Origin of the sequence: Candidatus Pelagibacter sp. RS39 (assembly GCF_002101315.1) — a bacterium.
Lineage (GTDB): Bacteria > Pseudomonadota > Alphaproteobacteria > Pelagibacterales > Pelagibacteraceae > Pelagibacter.
Window position 1 is genome coordinate 449,915 of the sequence record NZ_CP020777.1, and the last position, 18,395, is coordinate 468,309.

Genomic DNA, 18,395 nt, shown 5'->3' on the forward strand with positions numbered 1-18,395 from the left:
TAGCTTCAGAACAAATCAAATAATTTTAACTTGTGACTTTAAGATTTTTAAAAATTAGTTTATTTCTCTCGTCATTTTTATTTTTGACGGGTTTTGTTCCTTTACCAGCTGTGTTGGGTCCTGCAATTACTGCAGCCACATCAGGAAATCTAGCTAAAGCAACTGCTCAATTAGTCTTCGATAATGAATTTAAAAAAAAAACAGGCAAAAGCTCTCTTGGTTACATCACAGAAGAAGTATCCAAAAATAATCAACAAAACCGTATTAATAAAGATTTCAAAAATCTAATCGAAAAAAGGGTTCAAATAGCTCATCAAAAACTTATGAATCAAAATAATGAAAAAAAAATAATAAAAGATTTTAAACTGTTAGTTGAAAAAAGAGTCGAATTAACTCATAAAAAGCTAATACAAAAAAAAATTAATCAGTAAGATTTAAAAGTATTAATTTTTTTTGGTTAGTTTCTTTACACCATAACTCATAACTTTCACACATTCTCCATAAATGATCAAACGCACGTTGAGAAATTTCTAAAGGAAAATGACTTTTAGTGTAATAAAGCTCTGGGTATTGAATTAATTGTTTAATCATCATTTCTCTTTGTATTTTTAGTAATCTCATTGTCTCTTCAGGAATTTTTTCATTTTTTTTCTCTAATTCTTCAAACCAATTATCATGAAATTTACCACTACTTACTTCTTTGTAGGTTTCTGATCCAATAAAACCATCTATGGCATCTATATTAGAAAAACCGTTATTTTTTTTTTTAATTTTTGAAACTTCTAGATAAATCTTTTCTGCTACATATAATATGTATGGTTTATCTTTAGATTTCATTACTTACGGTATTTTTTCATAGCCGCATTGGCCAGTATCAAATTTGGATCTAAAAAAATTTTTGAAGTCTTTACTTTTTTAATAGATTTAAATGCGAAGATAGCAATTGGCAATTCAGTACAGCCTAAAATTATTTTTTTACATTTTTTTTTAATTAAATAATTTATGGCTGGTTTGATAATCTTACTTGCAGCTTTAACATTTCCCATTTTGACAAATTTTATTGCTTTATTAACAGAATTTTTTTGTAGAGAAGTGTTTGGAAAAATAAGATTATAGCTCTTATCAAAAAATTTATTATAAACTCCTGTATTTAAAGTACCTTCAGTTGCTAATAGTCCTATTGATGAATTTTTTTTGCATGTTTTTTTTGTATGAGTAAATACTTCTTTCGGCATGTTGATGATTGGCAGTTTTATTTTCTTTCTTAAGTCATCATACCAATAGTGAGCAGTATTACATGGAATAACAATAAACTTACATTTACTTTTTTTGAGTATACTACATCCATGTAATAAACTTTTTAATACAAGTGAGTATTTTTTTTCAATTTTTTTATTTTTTTTTCGATTAGATAAATTTTTAGTTTGAACACCTATCGACTCGGGTCTTCCAGGAATATTTGATTTGTTGAAAAGGAGAAATAATGGATATTCTTGATCAATTTTTCCTCGATAAAGAATTGCAAGTTTGTTGCAAAAGTCCAGGCCTGCTTGTGTGCCCATACCACCTAAAATCCCGATCATTTTAGTTTTATTTATCTGATTTTAAATTTTTTTATTGGCTACAAATATACAATTATAATCTAGTTGTAAATCTTATAGCCAATAATTTATATAATGAAAATTATGCAGTTTTTAAGTTAACTGCTGAAGGACCTTTGGGACCATCTTCAACATCGAAAGTCAAAGCTTGACCCTCATCTAAACCGTTCATACCAGCATCTCTTACAGCTGAAACATGTACAAACACATCTTTTTCTTTATCTTCTCTTTCAATAAAACCAAAACCTTTGGTTGGATTGAACCATTTTACTTTTCCTTGTAGACTCATATTTTTCTTCTTACTTTATTGTTTATTAATTTATTACTTATAATTAAGTAATAATGTCTTTCTTTATAATTTAATCAGTTTTGTCAACAAAATAGATGGTTGATTGAAAATTTAATCTCAATTGTTGTTTATTAATTTTGATAAATAAATTGAATTTTTATCCTTTATATAATGAGCAAATGGTTCACAGGGCTTAAATCCACATATATCAAATAATTTTCTGGCTGGTTTAAAGAATATTCCAGCTCCAGTTTCTATACTTATTCGTTTAATATTTAATTTTTTGGCTTCATCAAATAAATGATTAATAAGTTTAATGCCATTGCCTTTGTTTCTGAAGTCATCATGTAATCTTATTGATTTAAATTCACCGTGGTCTTTATCCAAAATTTTAAGAGCACCACAACCCATCAATTTATCATCATCCCATAAGCTCCAAAACTTGATAGATGGCACTTTTAAACCCTCAATATCCAAAACATGAGCACTTCCCTCGGGCGAAGCTTCTCTTAGTTCTACAAAATGTTTTTTTAAAAGTTCATTAACTTCTAAATTTTCAAAGTTACCCTCAATAGTTTTAAACATCAGAAAATTTTTGTTAAATGACCCATTTTTCTTTTATCTTTAATTTCTTTTTTAAGATAATCAAAAAAAAATTCATTTTCCTTTAAATTTATATTTTGTCTATATGGTGTAATTTGGTTACCTATAAGGTTAATCATCTCTGCATTATGTAATTTCTTTAAAGGAATCTGATCTAAAGAACAAACTGCTCTTATATGATTTTCAAATTGACTTACATTAAAAGCATTAATAGTTAAATGTCCAGAATTATGAACTCTTGGTGCTATTTCATTTACATAAAGATTATCATTTCGATCAACAAAAAATTCGACACAAAGTGTACCAATATATTTTAATTCTTCAGAAATTTGTTTACTCCATTCTCTAGATTGTTCTATAAGTTTTTGAGTTATGTCAGCAGGGATTTTAGATTTTTTTAAAATTTGATTTTCGTGTATATTTTCTATTGCCTCATAAATTTCATATCTGTTATTACCAAATCTTGTAATTATTACTGAAATTTCTTTTTTTAATTTAACCAATTTTTCAAGAATATATTCTTTTGAAAAATCAATATTTAATCCATTCAAATCATTTAGTGATTTGATGGGGTATTGGCCTTTTCCATCATAACCCATGGTTGTTGTTTTTAAAATTCCTGGTAAAAAATCACCAAGTGACTCTAAATCAGATTTTTTTTCTATACTAACATACCTTGTTGTTCTGATATTTAATTTATTAACAAAATCTTTTTCAGCTAAACGGTGTTGAATTAATCGGTTAATAGATGGTTTTGGATTAACATTTTTAAATTTATTTATTTCATTTAAAGTCTCATAGGGAATATTTTCAAATTCATATGTAACTATACTTACTTTTCTCGCAAAATCGTTAATCTTATTTTTGTCTTTGTAATCACCAAATATAAATTCATCACAAAAATTTTGTGCAGGAGCATCTTGATCATTAGAGTAAATTATAGTTTTAATATTTAATTTTTTTGCAGCAACAGACAACATGCTTCCTAATTGACCGCCACCAAGTATTCCTAATCTAATTTCAGACATTAAATTATTTTGGATTTTTTCTAACTGATTTTGTTTGAGATATTCTCCAACTTTTAAGTTTAGATCTTACCAGAGGATTGTTGTTGGAGATAATTGATGCAGCAAGTATCGCTGCATTTATTGCTCCATCCTCTCCTATTGCTAAAGTCCCCACAGGGATACCTTTTGGCATTTGAGCAATAGATAATAAGCTGTCTAAACCTTTAAGTTTTTTACTTTCAATGGGGACACCTAATACTGGTATTTGAGTAAGTGCAGCTATCATCCCGGGTAAATGTGCCGATCCTCCAGCACCTGCAATGATCACACCGATATTATTTTTTTCTGCATCAGATGCGTATTTGTACATTCTCATTGGCGTTCTATGAGCAGAAATAATCTTTGTTTCCATGGGAACTTTTAGCTTTTTTAAAATTTGTTTTGCTAATTTCATTGTTTTAAAGTCAGATTGACTACCCATAACAATTGAAACTTTCAGATTTTTTTTATTCATGAGTTATTTATTCAAACTTTATTTCAAAAAATTGTTAAAATTTCAATAAATTAATAGAATTTCAAATACATATTGATATGGTTTGATAAAATCAAACTCATGAAATTTAAGATTGATAATTTACAATATTGTAATTGGACTCGAGAAGTATTTGAGATTAATAGACAAGCAGAACTGGATGCTGTCCACGTAACAATTGTTTATCATGAAGACTATAATGAACTTCTTAATGAAATTAAGAAATGGCAAAAACTTTTTGATGAAAACTCTGATTTAATTTTCCATGGTACTAGCTTTAAGGATATTGAGAAAGCTAAATTAGAAAAAAAAACCTCAATTTTTTTTGGTTTTCAAAACTGTTCACCAATTGAGGATGACATATATTTAGTTGAAAAAGTACATCAACTTGGATGTCGCTTTATGCAATTAACTTATAATAACCAATCTCTTCTCGCAACTGGCTGTTATGAAAAAATTGATAGTGGAGTAACTAATTTTGGACGTGAGGTGATAAAAGAAATGAACAGAGTTGGAATAGTTATAGACATGTCTCACTCTGCTGAAAAAAGTACATTAGATGCAATTGAAATTAGTGAAAAACCAATTGCGATCACACATGCTAACCCCAGCTTTTGGCATGCTGCTAAAAGAAATAAATCTAATGATTTATTAAAAGTTTTAAGTGATAGCGGAGGAATGTTAGGTTTTTCATTATATCCTCATCATTTAAAAGATAATAATAATTGTTCCTTAGATAGCTTCTGTGAGATGATTGCCAGAACATCAGATATAATGAACATCAAAAATATTGGTATTGGATCTGATTTATGTTTGAATCAGCCTGATGAGATTGTGGAATGGATGAGAAATGGCACTTGGTCTAAAAGTAAAAATTATGGAGAAGGATCTAAAAATAAACCAGGCTTCCCTAAACAACCAGATTGGTTTGAGGATGCTAGAGGTTTTTTTAATATAGAAAAGGGATTAAGGAAAGTTGGATTTTCAGAGGAAGAAACTAACGGGATATTAGGTAACAATTGGTATAATTTTTATAGAAATATTTAAAACATGAAAGTTGAATTAAGAGATCCAAACGTAATAATGAAATTGTCTAGACTAGGGTCTTTTCATCAATCTAAATTATCATTTTTAAGAAGTTTTTTAGATGAATTTAAAGATTGGGAATACAGCAGAGATTTATTCAACTTAGATTCTGGTGGATATGGAGTAGCGATATATTCTTTTAAAAAAAATAAAAGAGTTTACTCATTAGTCTGTTTTGCAAACAAAATAGATGACAATGATAGATCAGATAGAGTTATTGCAACAAAATGGGATGCTGCCTTTACTTTGCATGATGGAGTTCCCTCAAAAAAAGATATTGAAAGATTGAAGAATGAAGTCCCAAGACAAGAAGTTGGTAGACTTTCATACAAAGAATTAACTTTATCTAGAGCAAATAAATCAGTTAGAGTCTTTAATCATGTAGTTGAAAACTTAAGTAAAGGTATTCAGCCAGATTTAAATTTATTAGAAAAAGTTGGCTATTTATATAGAACTACTGCCGTTTACGGTTCTGGAAAATTTGGTTTAGCAGATCGATTTAGAATTAAAAATAGGGCAGAAATTAACGGACCTTTTAGATTAGAGATGATGTTGGTCTATTTAGTAAGGCAATTCACTTTTGATCAAGTGAATCATGTAGCAAAGCATAAAGACCCAAAGAATGCAGTAAATTTAGACCCAACAATTTGTAGAAACCTTGGAATAGGAAACTCAACTGGACTTGGTATGGCACCATTTATTGTAAATCATCCCACGTTATTAAATAATTGGATTTTATCCAGAGAGATTGCTCTAAAAAAAATTAGAGAAATTAAAAATGTGAACTCAAAAGATAGAGACTTATTCAAAAAATGTGTCAAAGATTCTTTAAAAAATATTACAAGTTGGAATTCTGAGAGTGAATTTCAAATAAAAAAAATAAATTCGTTACTTATTAATGTAAAAAAATTTTTAGAATTTTTAGAAAATCAATTAGATTTTAAAAGTCCATATCCTTTCAACCAAATATATTTGTGGTTAGAGAAAGAAACTTGCGAAGAAACTATAGAGTATATTGTGTCTATGATGATGGAACCTTTTGATGAAATTGTTCAACCATTGATTAAGAACATGAGCTCAGATGAGGAAAGATATTTTAGAATTCCCACGGAGAGAACAATTTTAGAACTTAAAAATATTCTAAAGCAAAGGTATCCTGATATTCTTAAAATTGATTTCAAAGATAAATCAAATTTAAGGAATTTTTGGTTTATATCTAAAAACAAGGAAGAGCCGAGGTATGCAGATCGTTTTGAAGAGGAAGGTGCAGAATTAGAACAACCTCTTGCGATAGCAAGAGACATTAAAAGACTTAACGATCAATTAAAATCATGTAAAGATGATTTAACTATTGATAGATTTTTAATGAATAATTCTGACTTAAGACACGTTGTAAGACGAGCATTTATCATTGAAAAATTCCCATATGCTGAGATACAAGATAATACAATTAGTGAAAATGTTGTCCCAATTGACATGTTAAGATTAAAATTATCTTTTTTTGGTGCGTTAAAATTTGATCCTAGATCAGATAAATGGTTAAGAATTTGTATGTTTCAGGGAGCACCACTTCCAAATGAATTAAAAGATTATAATCAGCATTGGGTTTATTGCTAATTAAATTTTATGAAATCTTTGAGTGAAATTGAAACAATCTCAAAACGTGCAAGTAGAGCATCAGGTTACTCTTGGGGAATAAGTGAGGAAGTTGGCAAAAGTATAAGATTATTAGAAATGTTTAGCTTCAAAGGAGTTAAAAATTTAAATGAATATTTGAAGGAAAAAAAAGATAAAAAGTTTGAAAATCTAAATTTAATTACTGAAAATAATAAATGTTTAAAATTTTCTTATTGCCCAATTATTTTAGGAGTAAGTTTTTTAGATCAAATTGAAAATCTTGAAAAAATAAAAAAAATTAATTTTTCTAAAATCGCATTCCCATTATTATTTTTACCTTTTCTTAGTAAAAGTTCAGAAGTTATTGGAAAAAAAATATCTTTTAAATTTGAAAAAAATGAATTTCTCCTAAATATTAATGTCAATATTGCTACAAACTTATTAAATGAAAATTGTCCGAATTTGGCAACCAACGCAGAAGTAAAAATTTTAGAAAATAATGACAATTTTATGGAGCAAGATTGGAAAAATTTATATCAGTTATCAGAAAAAACATTTGTAGAAGAAACAGAAAGTTTAAAAAAAGGTGCGGCAGGAGCAGGTTTAACTGACAATGACTGAAGATAATAACACCAAACACCAAGACAACACAAATACTGAAGAGTTAAATGATATTTGTGATGAATGTAAAAATACCGACGAAAGTGTTACCCAAAATTTAATTTTGACTGGTTTTAAAATTTGTAAATCATGTAGAGTTTCAAAAACAATCTTTCCAATTTAGATACTATTTATTGGTAAAGCATTCATTCTACTCATAACAAAAGATATTGATAAAAAAGCAATAATCAAAAAAGATAAAAATATTATTCCAAATGATTTAAAATTGGATTTTAAATTTAAAATTTGTTTTGTTGAAATAATTAAACCTGCAAAAATCCAAAATTGAGTAAGAAAAATGATTGGTATCATCAATTCAGGTGTTAATGCAAAAAATCTTATTAAACCTGGGGCATGAGCAAAACCGACTGCTATTAAAACTTTTTTAAAAGATACTTTTGTTTGTTTATCTGGAAATAATTTAACTCCAATTACATATATAAAAATTGCCCAAATGAACCATGTCAAAATTGCTGTGAGTCCAGACATCCCTATGGCTGTTTTAACTACTGTATTTGCAGCCACTGCTCCTGCAACACCATCTAATATCATTATCAAACCTGCAAAATATATTGCAGCTTCACCAAAATTTCTGTTATCACTATAAAGAGTTTTATCTAATCTTATAGATTTGAAAATTATATTTAGAAATTCAGCAAACATTCATTTTTTTTTATTTTTTTGATCTTTATACGACACAATCAATGGGAATAGTAATAATGCAATAGATATAATAATGCAAATTACAATAATGAAGCCTATTGTCATTAAGATTAAAAGGGGAGCATTAGCTCCCCTAAAAATTTGTTAACCTTTTACTACCTCTCTAGTATTTGCATTGTAGGATTCCTTGAAAGGAATATCGACTACCACAGCATTAACTGGAGTACCTGGCGTATCAGAATATTTTTCAGGTAAATGAACTTTAAATTTAGTTCCAACTTTACCTTTAGGAAAGCCATTCGCATTTAAAGTTCCATCAAATGGAACATATCCCATAGCAATATTAGTTTTCTTTTCAGGATGCCACCATGGTGACGTTACAAACCCGACAGGATCTCCACCACTTTCATTTGATATTAACCAAAAATCGGGCGCATAATCATCGATGGGTTTTCCACCTAACTCCAATCCAACTAACTGAAGTTTATATGGTTTTTTGCCATCTTTAAGTTCTTTACCCATTTTTTCTAATGCAGCTTTTCCAACATAATCTGCAGTCTTTTTCCATTCTCCTTTTCCAGATAATGAAACTTGGTAACCTAAATTACACTGAAAAGGATTATGTTGCATATCCATATCTTGTCCCCAGGAAAGAATTCCAGCTTGAATTCTTCTGTGATGAGCGGGAGCAATAACCATTAAGTTATGTTTTTTTCCTGCCTCAAGAACTGCATTCCACATATCTTCAGCATACATAGTTGCATTTCTTAAATATATTTCATATCCAGCCTCACCAGAGAAACCTGATTGTGAAATTACACAACTTCTCCCTCCAACTTTAACCTCAGCTAAACCATAAAAAGGCATATTATCAAAATCAACTTGATCTCCGCAAAGATCTTTCATCAAAGCTTTTGATTTAGGACCTTGTATTTGAACTGGACATGCATCAATTTCTTCAATTGTGCAATTGAACCTTCCATCAGCGTTGACACCTTGTAAATACATTCCGATGTCAGAGTCAGATAATGAAAACCAAAATTCATCTTTTGAAATTCTTAATAATATTGGATCATTTAAAACACCACCATAAGCATTACACAAAATTACATACCTTGCTCTCATTGGAGAGATTTTAGTTGCATCTCTTGTGATTACATAATCTGTAAATTTTTCTGCATCTGGGCCTTTTACTCTTATTTGTCTCTCAACAGCAACGTTCCACATCGTTACATGATTTACAATTGCATCGTACTCAACCATCGCTCCACCATCCTCTGGTTTTACATATCCTCTAGGATGATAAATTCGATTGTAAACAGTTGCTCTCCAACAACCTGCCTGCATTGATAAATGCCAATACGGTGATTTTCTCACTCTTGTTGAAATTAACATCTCAACTTTTGTTGGCCCACTTTGTCTTAAATTATATGGTACTTGTCGATCTGATTGATCAACTGAAGTAACATGTTTTAGTTTAGTATAGTCAAATTCTTTAGACATAACCATTCTCCTTCAACCACTTGTTTGTTTCCTTCAAGCCGCCGAATGTATAAATGTGGAAGAAATCAGTATGCGATTTAACTTTCCCAATTAGATCATTAGGGTCTTTAGGTTTTAATAAATCTAACGCCTTAGTAAAATTAGATTTAAGAAAATTTAAGGAATTTTTTGCTCCAACAATATTAGCAAATTTAATTAAGCTCGATATTTTTAGAGGCCCAGTAATTCCAACATGCACTGGTACGCTTTGTTTAGAAACAAAATCTATTATAGGCTGAGGATCTAACAACCACTGTGTTACTATATAATCAGCATAAGGCTTTTTATCTATCATAGCTTTTTCTAAATCTGAATCGGATATATCAGGACTCCCCTCTGGGTGTCCAGCAATTCCTATTGTCATCTTCTCAAAATAACCAGTCTCCAAAAGTTGAAATGAGCTATCAAATTTTCCCATTGGTTCTCTTCCTCCACCAATCACTAAAACTTGTTTAACTCCCCCATCTTTACACCTGGAAACATAATCTTTTAACTGCTTTTCATCCTGCATTGATCTTGCAGGAAAGTGAGGTACCGGGTTAAAACCTTTTTTGACTAACTCAACTGCCTGTTGAGCTGTTTCCCTGTAGTCACCCCCTGGTAACATTGTTACATAAACATCCTTTACCTGAGGCACTGTATCCAGATCTGTTTGAGGACCAATTTCCAAAGAAAATTTCATTTATTAATCATTATATTTTTTAAAATCGCTGTCAAAGAAATTCATTTAAAGGTGTGGTGAAATTTGTTGCCAAAAAAAATGCTCATGATAATTTTTTTTGTGGACCAAAATCTAAAAAATTTACCCCTTTCTAAAATACTAGATATTGAGAAACTCCATAATGTTGATAAACCGATAGAAGTGGCAAACGGTCTTCCTAATGAGTGCTACACAAATAATGATTATTTAGCTCACGAAAGAGAAAAGGTTTTTTTTAATAAGTGGACCGTAATTGGAGTTGCAAGCTCCATCCCCAATCCTGGAGATGCTAAACCACACAATCTACTTGGAATTCCATTAATCTTGGTAAGAGATAAAAACATGAAAATTAGAGTATTTCATAATGTTTGTAGCCATAGAGGTTTTAAACTTTTGGAAAAACTATGCACCCTAAAAAATGTAATAAGATGTCCATATCATTCTTGGTCATATGATTTAAGTGGAAAACTTATAGCTACGCCACATATTGGTGGCTTGAACAATCATACATCAGAAAACTTTGATAAGACAAAAAGTAATTTAAAAGAGATTAAAACTAAAGTTTGGATGGATATAATTTTTGTAAACATTAATTCTAATGAAATCGAGTTTGATGAATATATTAAACCATTAGAAAATAGATGGCAAAAGTTTATAAAAAAAAAAGATCATAATTCCTTAGTTCATTCGAATGATTATGGTTATTTTAGTTTAAATGTTAATTGTAATTGGAAATTTGCTATTGAGAATTATTGTGAGAGTTATCATTTACCCACAATTCATCCAGAATTAAATAAAGTTTCAAATATTAACGATCATTATCATATTCAAGGATTACCTAACAGATTTGCAGGTCAAGGAAGTAAAAAATATGAACAACCTGCAAAGGGAAACAAAAAGTTTAATACTTTCTCTAATTGGGACAAAGATATGTTAAAAAATTCAGAATATATTGCTTTATTTCCAAATGTGATGATTGGTCTGCATATAGATCATTTTTATGTTTTTTGGTTAGAGCCTCTGACAATGAATGAAACTAAAGAACATATGCAAATTTATTATGTGGGTAACGAAAGCGCGAATGGAAGTGATTTAAAAGAATTAAGAAAAGAAAATTCAAGATTTTGGAAAGATGTTATGTTAGAAGACGTAAATGCAATTGAAGGAATGCAAAAAGGAAGAAATTCTCCAGTTTACAATGGTGGAAACTTTTCACCAGTCATGGATCAGCCAACTCATCAATTCCACAAATGGGTAGCAAATAGTTTGATATGAAAATAATTTTGATAATGGGTTTACCTGGATCAGGAAAAACTACTTTAGCTAATGAACTTGGTCCGATGTTAAATGCTAAAAGATTAAATGCTGATGAAGTAAGAAAAGAAGCCAATGATTGGGATTTTTCCGAGGAAGGAAGAAAAAGACAAGCAAAAAGAATGGCAGATTTTGCAATCAAATTAAAAAGTGATGGTAATTATGTTGTGGCAGATTTTATTTGTCCAACACCGGAGGCGAGAAGTTTATTTCCAGCTGATTATATAATTTGGGTAGATACAATAAAAGAGGGAAGATTTGATGATACTAATAAGATGTTTGTTAAACCAGATAAGTATGACTTTCATGTTACTTCTCAAGATGCTAAAAATTGGGCGCCAAAAATATATAAGGAGATTAAATAATGGCATACGAATGGGATAATAAAAAACCAACAGCACAAATGTTAGGTAGATGGCAACCATTTCATGATGGTCATTATACTTTGTTTAAAGAAATTATAAAAAAAACTGGTCAAGTTTGTATTCAGATTAGAGATGTACAAGGAGTAGATGATAATCCTTTTGATTTTGAAACAGTTAAAAAAAATATTGAAGAGAGATTAAATCCAGAATTTGAGGGCAGATTTAAAATTATGTTAGTACCTAATGTAACCAACATTTGTTATGGGAGAGGTGTTGGATATAAAATTGAGGAGATTGTATTACCTGAGGAAATACAAAAAATTTCAGCTACTAAAATTCGAGCAAAGATGAGAGAAGAAGGAAAACTTAAATAGAATTTTTAATGAATATAAAAGTTAAAAATTTATCCAGCGGAATCTCTATAGTCATAATTAATGAACCCAAAACATATAACTCATTATCATTTCAAAATTTAACTGATTTACTCAAAGTTTTTAAAAAACTTGATCGAGACAAGAAAACAAAAGTAATCATTATTGAGGGGTCTGGTAGAGGTTTTAGTGCTGGACATAATCTGAAAGAAGTAAAAAATTTAAAAGTAAGAAATAAATATCAAAAATTATTCAATCTTTGTTCAAAGTTAATGCTTCAAATAGTTGAGGGTAAAAAACCTGTCATAGCAAAAGTTCATGGAGCAGCTTACGCAGCAGGATGTCAATTAGTTGCCAGTTGTGATTTAGCTTACAGCACTAGTGATGCTCTTTTTGCGACTCCAGGAGTAAACATTGGACTGTTTTGTAGCACTCCAATGGTTGCAGTTAGTAGAAAAATTAATCGAAAACCAATGATGAAAATGCTTCTAACTGGCGAACCAATAAAAGCGAATTATGCAAAAGAAATTGGTTTGATTAATGATTATTTTTCAAAATCTAAATTAAATTCTGAGACTTTGAAAATTGCAAAAAAAATTGCTTCAAAATCAAATTTAACAATTAAAATTGGCAAACAAGCATTTTATAAGCAGTTGGAAATGCCATTAAGAAAAGCATACTCATACACAAGTAAAATGATGACATTAAATATGATGGCAATGGATGCAAAAGAAGGAATCTCAGCTTTCTTGGAAAAACGTCAACCAAATTGGAAAAATAAGTGAAAATAAAAAATTTTTTAACAATTGTTTTTATAATCATTGGTCTTTATTTTATTTTTACATTTAGGGACCATAACTTTAAGAGAGCTATAGATGCGTGTATTGCAGGTAGTCAAAAATTGGAAAAACCAATGACAATTAAAGAGGCCAAAAAATTTTGTGAAGATAAAATAATGGGTGAAAAATAGATTAGATGGAAATCACTGAGGAAGTTTTAAAAAAATATAAAAATATTGCATTAGTAGGTGCCAGTAAAAATTTAGCAAAAACATCCACAGTTGTGATGAAATACTTACAAGATTATGGATTTAAAGTTTATCCGGTAAATCCGTCTATGAAAGGAGAAATTATATTAGGGGAAAAAGTTTTTGGAAATATTTTAGAGATTGATGGTCCAGTAGAAATAGTTGACGTATTTAGACCCTCAAATGAAGTAGCTGAAATTGCGAAAGATGCAATAAAAGTTAAAGCAAAGGTTTTATGGTTACAACTAGATATTCAAAATGAGGAAGCCAAAAAAATTGTTGAGATGAATGATATGATTTATATTGAAAACAAGTGCACAAAAATAGAGTATGAAAAGTATTTCTAAGAGATGTTATAAAAAATTTCAAATAACACTTAACGTTTTTATAATTTTTTTATTTTCAATTTCGATATCAAAAGCTGAATTACTCAAACCCAGAAGCGATATAAAGCCCTCAAAAGTTGTTGAGATTCAATTAAATGGTCTTAAGAAAAATGACTTCAATTACAAAGATAGTGGGATTGAACAAACATGGAATTTTGCTCACCCTAGTAATAAAAAAAATACTGGCCCTTTACCAAATTTTAAGATGATGATTAAAGGTAAATCCTATCAAATGCTCCTTAATCATTTGAGCCACACAATTACAAAGGTAGGTGGTAGTGACAAATGGGCACAATTTGAGGTGATTATTTTAGATAAGGATAAAATTTATCATAAGTTTAAATGGCAAGTGGAAAAATATACTGCAGACGGACCCCTTAAGGATTGTTGGTTGACCACAATGGTTTCTAGCCCAATTGCACTTGGCAGTTCAATTTGATTATCCGTATTACAATTTTGTTTCGTTATGAATAAAAATTTAGTAGGAATCGTCTAATGAAATCTAAAACAAAAGTTGTTGTAGTTGGTGGAGGAGTTGTTGGAGTAAGTGCTCTTTACCATTTAGCAAAAAAAGGCTGGTCGGATGTTGTTTTAGTTGAAAGAAAAGAGTTAACCTCAGGTTCAACTTGGCATGCAGCAGGTTTGCTACCTCTTTTTAATATGAGTTATTCTGTTGGTCAACTTCACAAGTATGCAGTAAATCTTTATAAAAAATTAGAGGAAGAGACTGGTAAGAATGTTGGGTTCAGTGTTGTTTCAAATATCCGTCTAGCAAGCACAAAAGATAGAATGGATGAGTACCATCAATATGCTGGTGTAGCTAAAACAATCGGTGTTGATGTTAAATTTTTAACGCCTCAACAAGTCAAAGAAATTTGGCCACTTTGTCATACTGATGATTTAGTTGGAGCAATTCAACACCCTGAAGATGGATATATTCAACCTGCAGACTTAACACAAGCGCTAGCAACAGGCGCAAGGAACAGAGGAGCTGAAATTTATAGAAACACGACAGTGTTATCAATGAGACAAACTAAAGAGGGATGGATTGTTGAAACAGATAAAGGATCAATTGAATGTGAACATGTCATTTCTTGCTCGGGAAATTTTGCAAGACAAACTGGTGAAATGGTTGGATTAGATATTCCAGTAATACCAGTTGAACACCAATACATTGTGACAGAACCTCATCCAGAGATTCAAAAAAGAAAAAAAGAAGGTCTTCCAGAAATGGGAGTGCTAAGAGATAGCGATAGCAGATGGTATATGAGAGAAGAAGCCGGTGGATTGATATTGGGTCCATATGAAGATGGCGCACCAGCATGTTATGTTGAAGGTCCTTCAAAAGACTCTGAATACGAATTATTTCAAGAAGATTTAGATAGACTCGCTCCACATATTGAAGGGGCAATACATAGAGTTCCAGCTTTTGGAGAAGTTGGAGTTAAAAAAGTTTATAATGGTGCAATATGTTATACTCCAGATGGTAATCCTATTGTTGGTCCAGCTTGGGGACTTAAAAACTTTTGGATTAACGAAGGACATAGTTTTGGAATAACCGCAGCAGGTGGAGCAGGTTGGCAATTAGCAGAATGGATTGTTGATGGCGAACCAACCATTGATATGCTAGGTGTTGAACCAAGACGTTATGGGAATTATGCAACAAAATCTTATCTCAAAGCAAAAAATGAGGAAGCTTACAGTCATGTATTTATTGTTCATTATCCTGATGAAGAAAGACCAGCTGCTAGACCTTTAAGGACATCTCCTTGTTATGAAAGAATGAAAAATCTTGGTGCGGTATTTGGACAAAAATTTGGATGGGAAAGACCAAACTTTTTTGCAACTGATGGCATGGAACAAAAAGATCATTGGTCATTTAGAAGATCAAAATGGTTTGATGCAATTAAAAAAGAATGTGAGAATGTTAAAAAAAATGTTGGGCTTTTAGATATGACAGCCTTTGCAAAATGTAGAATTAAAGGTCCAAAAGCAGAGGAATTTTTAGACTACTTAGTTGCTAATAAACTTCCAAAAAAAATTGGAAGAATTAATTTGTGTCATGCACTAAATACTAAAGGTGGTGTTCACTCAGAGTTTACAATTATGAAAGAAGCTGAAAATAGCTATTATTTAGTTTCAGCTGGAGCGAATTTGAGATTAGACCATGATTGGATTCAAAAATGGATGCCAAATGATGGCTCAGTTATATTTGAGGATTTAACAAATAGCACAGGGGTTCTTGTTGTTGCTGGACCTAAAGCTAGAGAACTTATGCAAAAAGTTTCAACAGATGATTTTTCTAATGAAAATTTTAAATGGTTAACAGCTAAAAACGTAAATGTTGGATATGCTCCGGTGAATGCTATGAGAGTAAATTTTGTCGGTGAACTTGGTTGGGAGTTACATCACCCAATTGAATATCAAAATCATATATTTGATAAATTAATGGAAGCAGGTAAAGATCTCGGTCTTAAACCTTTCGGCATTAGAGCGATGAACAGTTTAAGAGTTGAAAAATCTTATAAACTTGTAGGAACTGAATTATCGATTGAGTATTCGCCTTATGAATCTGGTCTAGATAGATTTATTCATCCAAACAAAGGTAATTTCATAGGACTTGATGCACTTAATAAATGGAGAGAAAAGGGTTTTGATAATAAATTAGTAACACTAGAGGTTCATGACACAACAGACTCAGATGTTTTAGGTAACAATCCAATTTATAAAGATGACAAAGTCGTTGGAAGAGCAACAGGAGGGGAATATGGATTTAGATTAGATAAATCTATTGCCTTAGCAATGGTGAAACCTGATTTAGCAAATGTTGGAGAAAAACTTAAAGTTGATATTCTAGGAAAAATGTATGAAGCTACAATAGTAGAAGAAAGCCCATACGATGCTGAAAATAAACTTTTGAGAGCTTAATGAAAATCTTAGTCGCAGTAAAAAGAGTAATTGATTACAATGTACAAGTCAGAGTTAAAGAGGATAACACTGGTGTTGTAACCGACAATGTTAAGATGTCTACCAATCCACCTGATGATAATGCAATTGAGGAAGCGGTAAAGATCAAAGAGTCTGGAAAAGCGACTGAGGTTGTTGCAGTAAGCGTTGGAGAAGAGAAAGCTCAAGAAACTGTGCGTAAAGCATTAGCAGTTGGAGCTGATAGAGGGATCCTTATTAAAGTTGATGGAATTTTAGAACCTTTAGCAGTTTCAAAATTATTACAAAAAATTGTTGAAAAAGAAAAACCAGATCTAGTTTTTATGGGAAAACAAGCAATCGATGATGATTGTAATCAAACAGGTCAAATGTTGAGCGCGTTACTAAATTGGCCTCAAGCAACATTTGCCTCAAAGATTGAGATAAAAGATAAAAAACTTGAAGTAACTAGAGAGATTGACGAAGGTTTAGAGACAATAGAGATCAATGTCCCTGCAATCGTGACTTGTGATTTAAGACTCAATGAACCAAGATATGCGTCTTTACCTAATATAATGAAAGCTAAAAAGAAACCTATTGAGCAGATAAATGCGTCAGATTTAGGAGTAGATACATCACCAAGAATCGAGCAAATTAAGGTTGAAGAGCCACCGAAGAGAAAAGCAGGAATAAAAGTAAAAAGTGTGGCTGAGTTGGTACAAAAATTAAAAAATGAGGCTAAGGTAATATAATGTCAGTTTTATTAATTGCAGAACATAACAATAAAGAATTAAAACCATTTACTCTTAATGCTGTAACTGCAGCTTCTCAAATGGATACCGATCTTCATGCTGTAATTATTGGTCATAACTGTGGAGATGCAGCAAAAAAATTATCAGAACTACCCTTAATCAAAAAAGTGTTTCAAGTAGAAGCGGCCCATTACGAAAACTTCGTTGCAGAAAACTTTGCACCGGTAATTGTGAAGTTGGCAGAGAGTTACTCTCATATTGTATGTTCAGCTAATACTTTTGGTAAAAATTTGATGCCAAGAATTGCAGCTTCTTTAGACACTTCTCAAGTCAGTGATATTATTAAGGTAATTTCTGCGGATACGTTTTTAAGACCTATTTATGCTGGAAATGCTTTCGCAACTGTAAAAAGTAAAGATCCAAAAAAATGTATAACCATTAGGCCAACTTCTTTTGATCCATGCGAAAGTTCAGGTGGATCTGCACCAATTGAAAAAGCTGAGCCAAGTGAAGAGTTTAATAATACCAAATTTATAAAAAGAGAAGAAATTAAGTCAGACAGACCGGAACTAGGAACTGCAAGAGTGGTTGTTTCTGGAGGAAGAGGAATGCAAAGTGGTGATAATTTTAAATTAATCACATCGGTTGCTGACAAATTAAATGCTGCAATCGGAGCATCAAGAGCAGCTGTGGATGCTGGATATATAAGCAACGATCATCAAGTAGGTCAAACTGGAAAAGTTGTAGTTCCAGATTTATATATCGCAATTGGTATTTCTGGTGCAATTCAGCATTTAGCTGGAATGAAAGAAAGCAAGGTGATCGTAGCAATCAATAAGGATGGTGAAGCTCCAATTTTTAGTGTTGCAGACTACGGTCTAGAAGCTGATCTGTTTGAGGCAATTCCCCAATTTATTGAGGAACTGAACAAATTAAACACTATACAAAAATAATA

The 18,395-nt window shown here is 30.9% G+C and carries 24 protein-coding genes; 15 read left to right on the top strand and 9 right to left on the bottom strand.

The features are described from left to right. Positions 1-32 precede the first annotated feature (32 nt). The gene (locus B5L73_RS02370) at positions 33-431 is read left to right on the top strand and encodes a hypothetical protein (RefSeq protein ID WP_085147432.1); all 399 of its coding nucleotides are present in this window, start codon (positions 33-35) and stop codon (positions 429-431) included. Here B5L73_RS02370 and B5L73_RS02375 read toward each other — a convergent pair. From B5L73_RS02375 to purE, 6 genes are all read right to left on the bottom strand, one after another. Beyond that, a complete protein-coding gene (locus B5L73_RS02375) occupies positions 421-837 on the bottom strand; it encodes a hypothetical protein (protein ID WP_085147434.1) in 417 nt (138 codons plus the stop codon). The genes B5L73_RS02370 and B5L73_RS02375 overlap by 11 nt on opposite strands. Continuing rightward, positions 837-1,583: an aspartate/glutamate racemase family protein gene (locus B5L73_RS02380; protein ID WP_085147436.1), complete on the bottom strand. Its 747-nt coding sequence runs from the start codon at positions 1,581-1,583 to the stop codon at positions 837-839. Before B5L73_RS02380 ends, B5L73_RS02375 begins: the two co-directional genes overlap by 1 nt. 100 nt (positions 1,584-1,683) lie before the next feature. Further along, on the bottom strand, positions 1,684-1,890 hold the full coding sequence (locus B5L73_RS02385) for a cold-shock protein (protein WP_008545539.1): 207 nt from the start codon (positions 1,888-1,890) through the stop codon (positions 1,684-1,686). A 117-nt stretch (positions 1,891-2,007) separates the two neighbouring features. Next, positions 2,008-2,475 carry a GNAT family N-acetyltransferase gene (locus tag B5L73_RS02390; RefSeq protein ID WP_085147438.1) on the bottom strand — a complete coding sequence of 156 codons (468 nt, stop codon included), beginning with the start codon at positions 2,473-2,475 and terminating at the stop codon, positions 2,008-2,010. After that, positions 2,475-3,521, bottom strand: coding sequence for a 5-(carboxyamino)imidazole ribonucleotide synthase (locus tag B5L73_RS02395; RefSeq protein ID WP_085147440.1), 1,047 nt, complete (start codon positions 3,519-3,521; stop codon positions 2,475-2,477). The genes B5L73_RS02390 and B5L73_RS02395 overlap by 1 nt, the downstream gene beginning before the upstream one ends. Before the next feature lie 4 nt (positions 3,522-3,525). Beyond that, the gene (purE, locus tag B5L73_RS02400; protein WP_085147442.1) at positions 3,526-4,014 is read right to left on the bottom strand and encodes a 5-(carboxyamino)imidazole ribonucleotide mutase; all 489 of its coding nucleotides are present in this window, start codon (positions 4,012-4,014) and stop codon (positions 3,526-3,528) included. A gap of 99 nt (positions 4,015-4,113) precedes the next feature. Here purE and B5L73_RS02405 point away from each other — a divergent pair, with 99 nt between their 5' ends. Genes B5L73_RS02405 through B5L73_RS06465 form a run of 4 tightly spaced genes read left to right on the top strand, consistent with a single transcriptional unit; the run spans position 4,114 to position 7,519 of the window. After that, complete coding sequence (locus B5L73_RS02405; protein ID WP_085147444.1) at positions 4,114-5,079, top strand: membrane dipeptidase; 966 nt, start codon at positions 4,114-4,116, stop codon at positions 5,077-5,079. A gap of 3 nt (positions 5,080-5,082) precedes the next feature. Then, entirely contained in the window at positions 5,083-6,735 is a 1,653-nt protein-coding gene (locus tag B5L73_RS02410) for a hypothetical protein (protein ID WP_085147446.1), read from the top strand. 9 nt (positions 6,736-6,744) lie between these two features. Further along, a complete protein-coding gene (locus tag B5L73_RS02415; protein ID WP_085147448.1) occupies positions 6,745-7,356 on the top strand; it encodes a DUF3726 domain-containing protein in 612 nt (203 codons plus the stop codon). Next, positions 7,349-7,519 (top strand): hypothetical protein, encoded by a 171-nt coding sequence (locus B5L73_RS06465; RefSeq protein ID WP_198150125.1) that lies wholly within the window; start codon positions 7,349-7,351, stop codon positions 7,517-7,519. The genes B5L73_RS02415 and B5L73_RS06465 overlap by 8 nt, the downstream gene beginning before the upstream one ends. Here B5L73_RS06465 and B5L73_RS02420 read toward each other — a convergent pair. From B5L73_RS02420 to B5L73_RS02430, 3 genes are all read right to left on the bottom strand, one after another. Further along, complete coding sequence (locus B5L73_RS02420) at positions 7,516-8,058, bottom strand: hypothetical protein (protein ID WP_085147451.1); 543 nt, start codon at positions 8,056-8,058, stop codon at positions 7,516-7,518. The two genes, B5L73_RS06465 and B5L73_RS02420, sit on opposite strands and share 4 nt — an antisense overlap. A 144-nt stretch (positions 8,059-8,202) precedes the next feature. Next, positions 8,203-9,561 carry a glycine cleavage system protein T gene (locus B5L73_RS02425; RefSeq protein WP_085149580.1) on the bottom strand — a complete coding sequence of 453 codons (1,359 nt, stop codon included), beginning with the start codon at positions 9,559-9,561 and terminating at the stop codon, positions 8,203-8,205. Further along, positions 9,554-10,282, bottom strand: coding sequence for a methylenetetrahydrofolate reductase (locus tag B5L73_RS02430; protein WP_085147453.1), 729 nt, complete (start codon positions 10,280-10,282; stop codon positions 9,554-9,556). The genes B5L73_RS02425 and B5L73_RS02430 overlap by 8 nt, the downstream gene beginning before the upstream one ends. A gap of 99 nt (positions 10,283-10,381) precedes the next feature. Between B5L73_RS02430 and B5L73_RS02435 the strand changes: the two genes are divergently transcribed. From B5L73_RS02435 to B5L73_RS02480, 10 genes are read left to right on the top strand one after another with little or no spacing between them, the layout of a single operon-like run. Further along, positions 10,382-11,575: an aromatic ring-hydroxylating oxygenase subunit alpha gene (locus tag B5L73_RS02435; protein ID WP_085149583.1), complete on the top strand. Its 1,194-nt coding sequence runs from the start codon at positions 10,382-10,384 to the stop codon at positions 11,573-11,575. Beyond that, on the top strand, positions 11,572-11,979 hold the full coding sequence (locus B5L73_RS02440; RefSeq protein ID WP_085147456.1) for an AAA family ATPase: 408 nt from the start codon (positions 11,572-11,574) through the stop codon (positions 11,977-11,979). The genes B5L73_RS02435 and B5L73_RS02440 overlap by 4 nt, the downstream gene beginning before the upstream one ends. After that, positions 11,979-12,353 (top strand): cytidyltransferase, encoded by a 375-nt coding sequence (locus B5L73_RS02445; protein WP_085147459.1) that lies wholly within the window; start codon positions 11,979-11,981, stop codon positions 12,351-12,353. Before B5L73_RS02440 ends, B5L73_RS02445 begins: the two co-directional genes overlap by 1 nt. Positions 12,354-12,361: 8 nt before the next feature. Further along, entirely contained in the window at positions 12,362-13,135 is a 774-nt protein-coding gene (locus B5L73_RS02450; protein ID WP_085147461.1) for an enoyl-CoA hydratase, read from the top strand. Further along, entirely contained in the window at positions 13,132-13,320 is a 189-nt protein-coding gene (locus B5L73_RS02455; RefSeq protein ID WP_232309679.1) for a hypothetical protein, read from the top strand. Before B5L73_RS02450 ends, B5L73_RS02455 begins: the two co-directional genes overlap by 4 nt. 5 nt (positions 13,321-13,325) lie before the next feature. Further along, positions 13,326-13,724, top strand: a complete 399-nt coding sequence (locus B5L73_RS02460) for a CoA-binding protein (protein ID WP_085147464.1) — start codon at positions 13,326-13,328, stop codon at positions 13,722-13,724. Continuing rightward, a complete protein-coding gene (locus tag B5L73_RS02465; RefSeq protein WP_085147466.1) occupies positions 13,708-14,202 on the top strand; it encodes a hypothetical protein in 495 nt (164 codons plus the stop codon). The genes B5L73_RS02460 and B5L73_RS02465 overlap by 17 nt, the downstream gene beginning before the upstream one ends. A 56-nt stretch (positions 14,203-14,258) precedes the next feature. Next, a complete protein-coding gene (locus B5L73_RS02470) occupies positions 14,259-16,691 on the top strand; it encodes a GcvT family protein (RefSeq protein WP_085147468.1) in 2,433 nt (810 codons plus the stop codon). Continuing rightward, a complete protein-coding gene (locus tag B5L73_RS02475) occupies positions 16,691-17,440 on the top strand; it encodes an electron transfer flavoprotein subunit beta/FixA family protein (protein ID WP_085147470.1) in 750 nt (249 codons plus the stop codon). The genes B5L73_RS02470 and B5L73_RS02475 overlap by 1 nt, the downstream gene beginning before the upstream one ends. Next, positions 17,440-18,393 carry an electron transfer flavoprotein subunit alpha/FixB family protein gene (locus B5L73_RS02480; protein WP_085147472.1) on the top strand — a complete coding sequence of 318 codons (954 nt, stop codon included), beginning with the start codon at positions 17,440-17,442 and terminating at the stop codon, positions 18,391-18,393. The genes B5L73_RS02475 and B5L73_RS02480 overlap by 1 nt, the downstream gene beginning before the upstream one ends. The last annotated feature ends 2 nt before the right edge of the window (positions 18,394-18,395 follow it).